Source organism: Labrys sp. F242 (genome assembly GCF_057813875.1).
The window spans coordinates 1,607,235-1,619,408 of record NZ_JBVASG010000001.1 but is presented as its reverse complement, the minus strand read 5'-3'; the positions used below and the strand labels follow the sequence as shown (position 1 = coordinate 1,619,408).

Sequence of the window (12,174 nt, the reverse complement as noted above, 5' to 3'; positions counted from 1 at the left end):
CGCTGCCGGCCGCCGCCTTCGGAGCTCCCTGGAAGCAAGATTTGGGTGACAAGCTTCTCATTCTCGATGTGGGCTCCACCGCACTCAAGGCGGTGTTGTATGACCGCGCCGGCGCGGCCGTGGCCTCGGCAACGCGCCCCCTGACCACGCAGACCCGCACCGATGGTTCCGTCGAGCAGGATGCACGGCAATGGTGGACGGCAACGCAGGCTGCGGTGAGCGAATTGCCGTTCCGCGCCGATGTCTGCGCGCTCGGTCTGGCGGGTTCGATGCAGAACCTCATCGCCCTCTCCGCCGAGGGCGAACCCGTCGGCCCGGCGATACTCTATTCCGACCGCCGCCTCGAGCAAGACGAAGTGGCGGAGCTGCGTGGTCGACTTCCCGGCGATTACGGCCAGCGCACCGGCAATCATCTCGATCCCGCCCATCCCATCCTCAAGCTGATGCGGCTCGATCGCTTCCTTCCCGGCTTGCCGCTCGACACCGTCGCCGGTTTTCTCTTCGGGGCCAAAGATGCCGTGATCAAGCGGCTCACCGGGCGCAGCGTGATCGATCCCACCACCGCGACCACGACCGGGCTCTACAACATCGTGAGTGGCGCCTGGGACGAAGCCTTGCTGGCGGTTGCCGGCGTCGGGCCTGGGCAAATGCCGCAAATCCTGGCCGCGGATGCCGTCGCCGGCCCGCTTGCCGATGAAGCCGCCGCCGCTCTCGGACTGCCACGCGGCATCCCCGTCCACAACGGAGCGGGCGATGGCGCGGCCGCAACCTGGGGCGCCTTCGCAGATGCGCCCAACACTGCCTATGCCTATGTCGGCACCACCGGCTGGGTCGCCGGCACCATGGACCTTGCCGATGCCCGCCCCCCTCGTGACAGCTATACCCTGGCCGATCCCGTCAAGGGCAGCCGCGCGATCGTCATTACGCCGTTCCTTTGCGCCGGAGCGGCGCTCGACTGGTTGAGCGAGATCACGTCCCTGCCGGTAGAAATGCTGCTGGATCACGCCACTGCTGATGGCGATGGCCCTCATCCCCTGTTCCTGCCCTATCTCTTCGGCGAACGTTCTCCCTTCGAGGATCGCGCGGTTCGCGGCGCTTTCCTCGGCCTCGATCGCGGTCACGGGCCGGGCGCGCTGTGCCGCGCCGTGCTCGAGGGTATCGCCTTTGCCATTCGCCACAATCTGGAAGCCGCCGGCCTGCCACGCCAGCCGCTGACTGTGATCGGCGGCGGCGCCCGTAGCCCGTTACAGCAACGCTTCCTGGCCGAAGCGCTGAACCGGCCCGTGATCGCTCCGGCCGCAAGCCAGGAGATGCCGGCGCTCGGCATTTATCGCATGCTTGCGCCCAGGCTCGGTTTCGAGCCAGTGCAGCAATTGGCGGGCAGCGTCACGGTCGAGCCGAATCCAGCCCGGGCGGAGGTGGCGGATCGGCGCTATCACAGCTATCGCGCTGCGTCGGATTTCGCGCGCGAACTGCCGCGGACTATGCCATAGCAACGCAAAGAACCCGCCCCGGGAGTTCGGATCCGGGTTGAGCGGTATCGGGGGGATCCACGTGAAGACCGGTGTTTCAATCTTGGCCATGGCTCTGGCTGGCCTCATCTCAAGTGCGGCCCAGGCCGAGGATATCGCCGTGCTGACGCCCTATATCAGTTCGGTCGCCACCAACGAGATCGTCGAGACCTTCAAGAAGGATGCTGCCGGCAAGGGCTGGAACGTCAATGTCGTCGATACGCGCGGCGACCTTCAGCAATTGGCGAGCCGCGTCGAAGACGTCACCAATGCCGGCGTCACGGCCATCGTCCTGGTCAGTGTCGATCCCAAGCAGATCGCCGACCAGGTCGCCGCCGCGGCCGCCAAGAAGATCCCTGTCTTTGCTCTCGATGGCGCCCTCGCGCCTGGCGTGACCGCCAGCATCGCCACCGACAATTTCGCCCTCGGCACCATCCTGTCGGACAAGCTGTTCAAGCAACTGGGCGGCAAGGGCAACATCGTCAAATTCTTTTATTCGGCCCATCCCGGCGTGCATCAGCGCGAACTCGCCCTCGACAAGGCGCTCGCCGCCAATCCCGGCATCAAGGTGATCGCCGAGCATTATGTGAAGGTCCCCGGCCCGATCGACGATTCCCGTCTCGCCATGGAGACCTTCATCCGCCAGCATGGCACCAAGATCGACGGCGTCTGGGCCGCCTGGGACGAGCCGGCGATCGGCGCCCTCCTCGCCCAGCAGAGCGACGAGCCCGATTCCAAGATGGTGATCGCTGGCATCGACGGCAATCCGCAAGCCGTCGACCTGATCAAGCAGTGCACCGACCTGATCGCCACCGTGCGCCAGGACTTTCCGGGGATCGCGCATAGCGCCGTGACGGAAATCGCTAATGTGCTGGAGGGCAAGCCCGTCAGCAAACAGGAGATCCAGGTCGAGGCCAAGGTGGTCGACCGCGCGAGTCTGGGCGTGACTTGTCCTCAATGAGCCAGCCTTCCGGTCGCCCCGTTCCGCGGCTTGAGATCACCGGCCTGAAGAAGCATTTCGGCGGCGTGCACGCCCTTGATGGCGTGAACCTCACGGTCGCGCCGGGCCGGGTCCACGCCTTGCTGGGCGAGAATGGCGCCGGCAAGTCGAGCCTGCTCAAATGCCTGTCGGGCGTATATCAGCCCGATGGCGGCGCCATGCAGCTCGACGGTGCTCTCTACGCTCCCCGCGATCCCAGGGCAGCCGAGGCCGCGGGCCTGCGCTTCGTGCACCAGGAGCTCAACCTGGTCCCGGGTTTTACGGCGGCCGAGAACGCCTTCGTCGGTCGGCGCTATCCGCACCGTTTCGGCCTGATCGATCGCCAGGCCATGCAACGACGCCTGACGGCTGTCAGCGACAGGCTCGGCATCGCCCTGCCGCTGGACGTGCCGGTGCGCCATCTCTCGGTGGGCCAATGCCAGTTGGTCGAGATCCTGCGGGCGCTGATGGACGAAGCGCGCATCCTGGTGCTGGACGAGCCGACGGCCTCCCTGAGCGAAAGCGAGGCCTGCATCCTGCGCAAGGTGGTCACCAATCTCGCACTGGCGGGATGTGCCGTGATCTTCGTCTCGCATCGCATGGAGGAAGTGTTCGAACTCGCGCAGGACTACACGGTGCTGCGCAATGGCGTCACGGTCGGCCAGGGCCTGATCGCCGAAACCACCCCCGATGCCGCCGTGACGATGATGGCGGGGGACGCCCAGTTGCGCGATGCTGTTCCGCTTCCGCCCAGGCGAGCCGAACGACTGCTCGAGCTCGACGGTTTTTCTCCCTCGCCGCGCCACGGCTCCCTGCAATTGAGCGCTCATGGCGGCGAAATCATCGGCCTCTACGGCATCGTCGGCAGCGGCCGCTCAAGCCTTCTGAAAGCGCTCTGGGGGGCCATGCCGCAGGCGCGCGGCGGGTTGTCATTGGCAGGACGGTCCCTGCCGGCCTCCGGCATCCCCTCCCGCATCCGGGCAGGGGTCGCATTTGCACCGGAAGACCGCCGTGGCAGCGGCCTGGTGGTCGGCCATTCCATCCTCGACAACGCCACCCTACCCCGCCTTTCCGACGGGCGGCTCCTGGTGGGCCTGCCCTTCCTGTCCCAGCCCTCCTTGCGGCGCAATGCCGGCACGATGCTGCAGCGGCTCGCCGTCCGCTACGGCCGCCTCGCCGACCGCATAGCCACCCTGTCCGGCGGCAATCAGCAAAAGGTGCTGATCGGACGCTGGTTCAGGCCTGGGTTGCGCCTCTTCTTGCTGGACGAGCCGACGCGGGGTGTCGACGTCCGCTCCAAGGCCGAAATCCACGCGCTTTGCCGCCAGCTCGCGGGCGACGGCACGCTGATCCTCTTTGCCACCAGCGACATCGAGGAGCTCTTCGCCCTGGCCGGGCGCATTGTGGTGATGGCCAAGGGCGAGATCGCGCTGGACGCTCCCACCGACGGCCTATCCCGCCTGCAGGTACTTGCGGCAACCTTTCGCACGGCAAAACCGCATCGGGCCGATCACTCCCGGAGGACAGCTTGAACTTCACCGCCCGCTACGGCACGCTTCTGGGCCTTTTCGTCATAGTCGGGGTTTTCTCGGCTCTTTCACCGGGTTCCTTCGCCCAGCTTTCCAATCTGATCAACATCACCCAGCAATCCTCGCTGCTCGCCATCGTGGCCCTCGGTGCGACCTGCGTGATGGTGCTGTCGGAATTCGACCTCTCGGTCGGTGCAGTGGTGTCCTGGGCTGGAATCCTGGCCGTCAGCCTGTTCGCGCAAGGCTGGGGCATTCCGGCCACCATTCTCACCACGCTGGTGTCCTGCGCGATCGTCGGCTGCATCAGCGGCTATCTTGTATCGCGCCTGAGTGTGCCGAGCTTCATCGCCACCCTGGCTATCGGCACGGTGGTCGGTGGCTTCACCTTCTGGATCAGCGACGGCGCGACGCTGTTCGGCAATATTCCGCCCGCATTCCGCGACCTCGGGCGTGGCACGCTGGCCGGCGTGCCGGTGCTGACGCTGTGGGCCGTCGCAATGACGGCGATCTGCGTCGTCCTGCTGGACTACACCGAGCCCGGCCGGCGCATGGCGGCCATTGGCGGCAATCGCGAGGCAGCCCGCCTCACCGGTGTTCCGATCGTGCGCAGCACGGTGCTCGGCTTTGCGATCTGCACCCTGTTCGCTGGACTTGTCGGCCTCCTGCTGGTGGCGAGGCTGGGCAGCGCTCACCCGACCGGCGGCAACGGCTTCCTGTTGCAGGCCTATGCCGCCGCCTTTCTCGGCATGACGGCTTTTCGCGGCGGCGACGCCAACGCCCTCGGCACCTTACTGGGCGCGGTGATCATCGCCGTGGTGGCAAACGGCCTCACTATCGTCGGCGTGCCCAACTACATGCAGGACATCCTCACCGGTCTGATCATCCTGGCGGCGGTGCTGGTGCGCAATGTCGGGCGGCTGCGAGATTAAAGCGACGTCCAACCTGTCATCTCGCCCCACGGTTGAGCGAGATGAGGCCGCTCCCTCATAAGTCGCGTCATAGAGGTCCCCTTCTCCCCATTCTTACGGGGAGAAGGTAAGGGGAAGGGGCCGCACGGGGCCTCGCGAATCCCCTCTCAGGCCGCAGCTTCTGCCGTGAGATGGGGGCTCTCGAAGCCAAGCTTGCGCAAACCTGCCTGGATCTCGGGAATGCGCATGAACAGGTTCCAGATCAGGCCGGTGCGATAATTCTCGATCATCACGATGATGGGGCCCTGGTCGATCGACAGAAAGGTCTCGGCGAACCAGTCCTGCTCTTCGCTGAAGGCATCAACGAAGCCGAAGCGCCCCCAGAGCTTGTCGCCATGCTTGGTGAGGAAATGGCGCAGCGCCGCCATGGCTTCCTTGGGCGCATAGGGAAAACTCGACAAGGCCGCCGTCGGGCTGATTACGCCATTGTCCTCGCTCGGTTGATGGGCAGCGTACCCATCCGGATCATCGCTCGCCGTCAGCCCCCAGCAATCGGGGCCATAGCCCTTGTGGCCATGCGGATTGAGCACGCAATGGCGATGATTGATCATCGTATGGGCCACGTTCTGCTGCCAATAATCGGCGTAGCGGTCCTTCAATCCCCGGGGGTCGAGGCCCAGGAAGGAGTAGTGCGCCCAGAACAGCGGCCCACCCCGATCGGGGCCGAGCGGCAATTCGATGTCGTAATAGCTGCGCGGCGCCCCGAAATCCTTGCTGGCGGCGAAGCCACGATGATAGGCGGCGGGATCGATGGGATAGCGCGGCGCCGACACCGCCATCACATAGGCGATCAGGCATTCGTTCCAGCCATGGATGTCATGGTCGAGCACGAAGCCGTTATTCGGGCTCCAATGCCAATAGAGCGCATGGCGTCCCTGTGTATACCAGTTCCACTCGATCTCACCCCACAAACCGGTGATGCGCTTTCGCAGCTTTGTCTCGGCAAGGGAATCGGCATCGAAATATTCGCGGGCGCAAAGCAGGCCCTGGAACAGGAACGCGGTTTCGATGAGATCGCCACCGTCGTCCTTGCGGCTGAAGGGCCAGACCTTGCCGGTCTCGCCATGCATGAAATGCGAATAGGCGCCATGGAAACACGTCGTCGGCTCGATGACGTCGATGATCCTCGTCAACCGCTCCAAGCCTTCGGCATGGGTGATCCAACCCCGCTCCATCGCCACGATCATGGCCATGATGCCAAAGCCCGTCCCGCCTATGGCCACTAGGTCGTTGGGTGTATCCACCGTGCGAGTGCTACGGTCGCGGGCCATGCCGCTGGCCGGCTCCGCCCCCTCCCAGAAGAAGCGGAAGGTCTGGCGCTGCACGGCTTCCAGCAATTCCTCGTCGGGCAGCTCAATGAGATCGGCGGCCTTGTAGAGTTGCCCAGCCAAGCCGGCTTTCGTCATGCCCTCGCCGACCTTCTCCACTGCGATTTTCTTGTCACCCTTGGAGGGCTTCTTCTTGCCGGCCTTGTCCTTTGCCATCGTCCCGTCTTTCACCCGTTGCAAGCTTTGCTGACTTGCGTGACCGATCTTTAGATAAACGCTTCAACAAAATTACGTATTTATCTGAAAAATAAATTCTTTTTATACATCATCCTTGGTTTCACTCCCCTCGCCTCGCTCCGTCTTGTCCGCCGTATGACCGGCTTGCGTCCGTTCGTTGAGAAGCCGAAGGGTGCGCGGAAAGAAGCTGGCCTTGGAGCCAGGCCGGCCGATATGGACGATGGCGGACTGGCCAAGATCCTTTTCGAAGATGGCGAAAACCTTATCCCGGGTGCCCTCGTCCAGCCCTTCGAGGGCTTCGTCGATGACGATCCAGGCCGGCTTCTGCAAGGCGACGCGGGCGAAAGCCACGGTCTGTTGCTCTTCGTCGGCCAGATCCTTGTCCCAACGCACATTGCGGTCGAGGTCGTCGGCCAGATGACCGAGCCCCACCGCAGATAAGGCATGCTCGAAATCGGCCTGCTCGAATTGCGCCACGGGCTGGGGATAGGACAGAACCTGCCTGAGCGTTCCCTGAGGCAGATAAGGGCGGCGCGGCATGAAGGTGACGTGCCCATCCTTGGGAAGGCCGACCTGGCCGGAACCGAAAGGCCACAGGCCGGCAATGGTCCGAAACAGCAGCGTCTTGTTGGCACCAGCGTCGCTGACGACCAGAACCCGCTCTCCGGATTTGATCTCTACCTTGCTTTCATTGAGCCGGCTGCGCCCGCTTGGGGCTTCGACCACCAGATCATCGAGACGGATCACCTCATCTTCGGTCTCAGTGAACTCGATATGGCTCGCCTCGGCCTGCTGGCTGTCAATCTGGGTGACAGCATAGCGAAAGTTCGCGACACGCAACAAGGTCGCGCGCCAGTCTGCGATGGTGCCGAAATTGTCGACAAACCAGCGCAATTGCGCCTGCACCAGATTGAAGGCGCCCACCGCCACCATCAGCCCGCCAAAGGTCAGATTGCCCGCAAAATAGATTGGCGCCGCCACCAGGAAGGGCGCCACCTGAGTGAACCAGCCATAGCCCGAACTCACCCAGGCGAGCCTGGCCGTCGCCGTCACCAGCCGTCGCATGGCCTGCAGCACGGCCTTGAGGTCGAGATTGAGCTGACGCTCCTCGTCCTTCTCGCCATTGTTCAGTGCGATGGCGTCGACATGCTCGCTGACCCGGACGAGTGAAAAACGAAACTCGGCCTCCCGGGCATAACGATCGGCATTCAAGCCGATCAGCGGACCACCGACATGCCAGGAAAGCAGGGAGGCGGTGACGGCATAAAAAAGCGCCGCCCAGACCATATAACCGGGAATAGCGAAGCTGTAGCCACCGACATTGAAGACGAATCCGCTTGAGAGATTCCACAGCACCGTGATGAAACTGGCCAGATAGATCGACGCCGACAAGAGCCCGATACCGAGATCAGTCGACAGTTCGGTCAGATGGCGGGCGTCCTCATGCAATCTTTGGTCCGGATTGACACCGAACTTGCTGGAATTGGCGAGGCGGAACGCGCGGCGAGGTTTCATCCATTGGCTGATGAGATCCTCGACCAACCCCTGCCGCAACTTCAGCTTCACCATCCAGCTCAGCCAGGTCTGAGTGACGTTGAGGGTCAACAGGCCGCCGGCAATGGCGACGAACACCAGGAGCTGTTGCAGAAATTCAGCGAGGTCCTTACGGGCCAAAGCATCGTAGAAAGGCTGGTTCCAGGCGTTCAGCAGAACCTGGAAATAGCTGGTGACCAGGATTACCAGGACGACGCCGACGAGCAGCAGCAGCAATTGGTTGCGATGCGGCGAAGTGACGAAGGCGCGGGCCATCATGTTGAGCTGCAGCAGCAGCCCACCCATCGACTGCTCAGACTGCCCGGACTTGTCCGGCTCGTTGCTCGGCGCGTCGGCAGGCTTCCCGCCGGATTGTGCAACCATGAATCACTCTCCGCCTCGACTATAGCCGGTCATCTGGCAGAGTCATCCTCAAGGGTAAGCCGGTAATGAGCATGGCGGCTGAAGCAATGCACGAATGCGCGCGTTTATGCGTCTTTCTGCATTTTCATACTTGCATTGCTCCCGCTTAAGCGACATAAGCAGCCTGCTCATCGGATCCCGCGCCCACCATGGAAATCTCCAACCTTCTCGACGCCAGCCTCATACCTGCCGAGCGGCAGCGCCTGCTCCTGCAGCGTATCGAAGAGGATGGTCGCATCGCTTCCGTCCAGGCGGCGCTGGATTTCGCGGTGTCGGAGGACACCATCCGCCGCGACCTCAAGGAACTCGCCGACGCCGGCCTGATCGAGCGCGTGCATGGCGGCGCCTTGCGCAAGTCCCGTACTTCACATCGATTTGATCGGCGCCTGATCAGCAGCGAGGCGCAGAAGAAACAGCTGGCGGGCTACGCCTTGCGTTTCGTCGAACGGGGCATGGTCGTCCTGCTCGACCAGAGCACCAGCAATTTGATGCTGGCGCACCAGCTTCCGGTCGAGGCCGGCCTCACCGTGATTACCCCCTCGCCCGATATCGCAGTCGCCGTACTCGACCGCGGCGTCGGCAAATTGGTGCTGATCGGCGGGCAGGTCGATACCCAGTCCCGCAGCGCCAGCGGTGCCGGGGCGCTCGAACAGGTTGCCTTCCTCAAGCCCGATCTATGCTTCCTTGGCGCCTGCGCCGTCGATCGGGTCGAGGGCGTAACCGTGGTCGACCACGACGATGCCTGTCTCAAGCGCGCCATGGTCGCCGCCTCCCGCTCGACGGTGGCCTTGATCACCGCCGAGAAGCTCGACACACGCTCGGCCTATCAGGTGATGCCATTCGATCGCCTCGATCACATGGTCACCGAGAATGCGAGCTCGAACACAATCCTGCAGCGCTACAGCGAAAGCGGCGTGGAGATCCACCTTGTCTGAAACGTCCCTTTATCGGCCTGGCTGGCAGGTCTGGCACCCGACCGCCGCAAGCTTCTACGTCAATGGCGCGCTCTATGGCGTCTGGGCCACGCAGATCCCTCTCGCCAAGGAACGGCTGGGGCTCGACCCCATCGTGCTGAGCATCGTCCTGCTGATGCTCGGCGCCGGAGCCGTGCTCGCCATGGCCGGCAGCGGCTGGATCATCCAGCGTATCGGCACGGCGGCACTCATCCGGCTGAGTGGCGTGATTTTCGCGGCCCTGCTGCCGATCATTCCCCTCATGCCAGACGTCTGGCTTCTCTCCGCCGTCGTCTTCCTGTTCGGTGCCAGTGGCGGCTGCATGGATGTGGCGATGAATGCCGATGCAGCCAGGATCGAGAAGCAGGTCGGGCGCCCCTATATGTCTTCGTTCCACGGCATGTGGAGCCTCGGAGGGTTGACCGGAGCCGGTATCGCCACCCTGTTGCTGCGCTGGACCGATGGCGCTTCCCAGGCGTTGATCATCACGGTGGGGTTGGTCGCGATCTTCGCCTGGGGACAGAGAGGCCTTGCCCCCGGCAAGGTCGAGGCTGCTGTCGGCGGCGGTAAATCACCCTCCTTGCGTCCGGCCCTCCTTGCCGTCGTGGTCGGCCTGATGGCTGCCCTCGCCTTCAGCGGAGAAGGTGTCGTGCTGGATTGGGCGGCCGTCTTCCTGCGCGAGCAATTGGGAGCGGGCCAGGAACTTGCCAATGTCGGCTATGCCGCTTTCGCGGGAGCGATGGCAAGCGTGCGCTTTCTGGGTGATCCCATCCGCCGCCATGTCGACGGCGTCTATCTGGTCCGGGGCGGCTGCCTGCTCGCCGTGATCGGGCTTTTGATGGGGCCTCTCTCCGGCAATGTCTATGTCGCCATCGTCGGCTATGGCTTGACCGGCATCGGCTTTGCCAATGTGGTGCCTGTCCTGTTCAGCACGGCCGGCGCCATGCCCCGCCCGGAGGTGCAGATCGCAACGGTATCGACCATGGGCTACGCCGGCCTGCTGGTGGCTCCGCCGCTGCTTGGAACCGTCGCCCATGTGACCTCGTTCGCCGGTATCTTCTACGTGGCCGCCATCTTCACCGTGATCATAGCGCTGCTGGCCCAGGTCTGTGCGCCCCGGTCCGCGCGCTCCCTGGCCGTTGGCGACGCTCCGCTATAGAAGCGGGCTGACGAGCCGCGCGAGATTCTCGGCGACCTTGCGGATCCAGGGACGCCGGCGCCATTCTCCAAGGTCGAGCCTGTCGCTGCCCGCGAAATAGTCGTCCTGCATGCGCCGCAATCGCAGCGTGACCTCGCGATCGTAGATCACGACCGTAACCTCCGAGTTCAGGACGAAGGAGCGCATGTCCATGTTGCTCGAGCCGATCAGGGCAATTTCGGTATCGATCGACACGTTCTTGGCATGCAGGAACTTGTCCCGGAACAGGTGGATGTTCACGCCTGCCGCAAGCAGTCCCCCATAATAGGACTGCTGGGCGAAACGCACGATGCGATGGTCCGAAACCTTGGGCACGACCAGATGCACGGCCACGCCGCGCAGCACGGCAATCTGCATCGCCTTGTGGACGGCCTCGCTCGGAATGAAATAAGGCGTGACGATCACCACCCGCTGCAGAGCCGAATGAATGGCGGTGACCATCAGGCTCTCGATGCCCCCGATCCGATAATCCGGCCCGCTCGGCAACACCTGCATGGCCAGCGTGCCACAGGCCGATGTCGGCGACATCACGCTGTCGAGTGGCAGCGCCTCCTCCGTCTCCAGAAACCAGTCGGCGATGAAGACGGCTTGCAGTTCCAACACCACTGGCCCTTCCAGGCGCAGCATCAACTCCTGGTTGGAGATGTCGAGGACTGTCCGGGCCGCGATGATGTTTTGAGAACCGACATAGCCCACGCGCCCGTCCATCACCGCAATCTTGCGATGATTGCGCAGGTCTGCCCGCGCCGACTTGCGCCGGAAGAAGGTGACCGGAAGTATGGGATGGCCTTCGACGCCATATTCGGCAAGCGTCGTCAGTACGCTGCGTGCCCATTGCCTGGAACCGACGGCATCGATGAGGACACGGCACTTCACGCCACGGGCCTGGGCGCGGCCAAGGGCCTGCATCACCGTCTGTCCGACCTCGTCGTCGGAAAAGATGTAGAATAGTAGATGGACATGATGCTGGGCGGCGTCGATGTCGGACACCAGCCGATCGACCATCCGCGAATAGTCGGCCAGGAAATCCACCCTCGCCCCATCGACGACCGGTAGCTTGCCCACTCTTTCGATCAGCACCGCGGCACGCGTGAAGCGCCGGGGCAGCCGCTCGCGCGCGACTTCGGTGAGTTCGCGAACCTTGTCCGCGGACAGGCTCAGGATATCCGGCAGGCGCTCGAAACGCTTACGCCGCCAGCGCGGATAGGTGGCGCGCCCGATCAGGAGATAAAGCACCAGCGCCGGCCAGGGCAGGAACATCACCAGCAGCAGCCAGCTTCGCGCCGCGTCCGAATTGCGACGGAACGGCACCACCACGATCATGACGAGGCGCACGGCCCATTCGGAATAGAAATAGGCCCACGCCAACACGCCCAAACCCGGCAAGGTCAGATCGGAGAACGACAAGGCTGGCCTTTCCATAGAAAAACCCACGCAGTGGACTGCGTGGGTGCGACTTGCGTCAGATGAAAAATCCTCAAAGCGTTTTGCAATCCGACGAAATCGCCAAGTATCGCAAAGACGCGTCCAAACAAGGAGTTAGAGCAAAAGTACGTTTTTTCAAAAACGCGCTTT

At 63.4% G+C, this 12,174-nt stretch carries 9 protein-coding genes; 6 read left to right on the top strand and 3 right to left on the bottom strand.

The window, feature by feature from the left end:
* Positions 1-41: 41 nt before the first annotated feature.
* The 4 genes from ACZYTC_RS07515 (at position 42) to ACZYTC_RS07500 (ending at position 4,948) form a co-directional block, all read left to right on the top strand.
* A complete protein-coding gene (locus ACZYTC_RS07515) occupies positions 42-1,493 on the top strand; it encodes a xylulokinase (RefSeq protein WP_488989230.1) in 1,452 nt (483 codons plus the stop codon).
* 61 nt (positions 1,494-1,554) lie between these two features.
* Positions 1,555-2,472: a sugar ABC transporter substrate-binding protein gene (locus ACZYTC_RS07510; protein WP_488989229.1), complete on the top strand. Its 918-nt coding sequence runs from the start codon at positions 1,555-1,557 to the stop codon at positions 2,470-2,472.
* Positions 2,469-4,022, top strand: coding sequence for a sugar ABC transporter ATP-binding protein (locus ACZYTC_RS07505; protein WP_441771891.1), 1,554 nt, complete (start codon positions 2,469-2,471; stop codon positions 4,020-4,022). Before ACZYTC_RS07510 ends, ACZYTC_RS07505 begins: the two co-directional genes overlap by 4 nt.
* Complete coding sequence (locus tag ACZYTC_RS07500) at positions 4,019-4,948, top strand: ABC transporter permease (RefSeq protein ID WP_441771892.1); 930 nt, start codon at positions 4,019-4,021, stop codon at positions 4,946-4,948. The genes ACZYTC_RS07505 and ACZYTC_RS07500 overlap by 4 nt, the downstream gene beginning before the upstream one ends.
* A gap of 146 nt (positions 4,949-5,094) precedes the next feature.
* On the opposite strand, the gene ACZYTC_RS07495 is transcribed toward ACZYTC_RS07500, so the two are convergent.
* Complete coding sequence (locus ACZYTC_RS07495) at positions 5,095-6,471, bottom strand: glucoamylase family protein (protein WP_488989228.1); 1,377 nt, start codon at positions 6,469-6,471, stop codon at positions 5,095-5,097.
* A 102-nt stretch (positions 6,472-6,573) separates the two neighbouring features.
* Positions 6,574-8,409: an ABC transporter ATP-binding protein/permease gene (locus tag ACZYTC_RS07490; RefSeq protein WP_441771894.1), complete on the bottom strand. Its 1,836-nt coding sequence runs from the start codon at positions 8,407-8,409 to the stop codon at positions 6,574-6,576.
* 188 nt (positions 8,410-8,597) lie between these two features.
* On the opposite strand from ACZYTC_RS07490, the gene ACZYTC_RS07485 reads away from it, so the two are divergent.
* Together ACZYTC_RS07485 and ACZYTC_RS07480 are read left to right on the top strand one after the other, a co-directional pair.
* Positions 8,598-9,383: a DeoR/GlpR family DNA-binding transcription regulator gene (locus ACZYTC_RS07485; RefSeq protein ID WP_441771895.1), complete on the top strand. Its 786-nt coding sequence runs from the start codon at positions 8,598-8,600 to the stop codon at positions 9,381-9,383.
* On the top strand, positions 9,376-10,560 hold the full coding sequence (locus ACZYTC_RS07480; protein ID WP_434956686.1) for an MFS transporter: 1,185 nt from the start codon (positions 9,376-9,378) through the stop codon (positions 10,558-10,560). The genes ACZYTC_RS07485 and ACZYTC_RS07480 overlap by 8 nt, the downstream gene beginning before the upstream one ends.
* On the opposite strand, the gene cls is transcribed toward ACZYTC_RS07480, so the two are convergent.
* Complete coding sequence (gene cls, locus ACZYTC_RS07475; protein WP_434956687.1) at positions 10,555-12,006, bottom strand: cardiolipin synthase; 1,452 nt, start codon at positions 12,004-12,006, stop codon at positions 10,555-10,557. The two genes, ACZYTC_RS07480 and cls, sit on opposite strands and share 6 nt — an antisense overlap.
* Between the last annotated feature and the right edge of the window lie 168 nt (positions 12,007-12,174).

What these genes read in the sequence shown, in the direction of transcription:
- ACZYTC_RS07495 (WP_488989228.1), bottom strand. Translation starts at nt 6,471, where the DNA reads ATGGCAAAGGACAAGGCCGGCAAGAAGAAGCCCTCCAAGGGTGACAAG.
- ACZYTC_RS07490 (WP_441771894.1), bottom strand. Translation starts at nt 8,409, where the DNA reads ATGGTTGCACAATCCGGCGGGAAGCCTGCCGACGCGCCGAGCAACGAG.
- ACZYTC_RS07485 (WP_441771895.1), top strand. Translation starts at nt 8,598, where the DNA reads ATGGAAATCTCCAACCTTCTCGACGCCAGCCTCATACCTGCCGAGCGG.
- ACZYTC_RS07505 (WP_441771891.1), top strand. Translation starts at nt 2,469, where the DNA reads ATGAGCCAGCCTTCCGGTCGCCCCGTTCCGCGGCTTGAGATCACCGGC.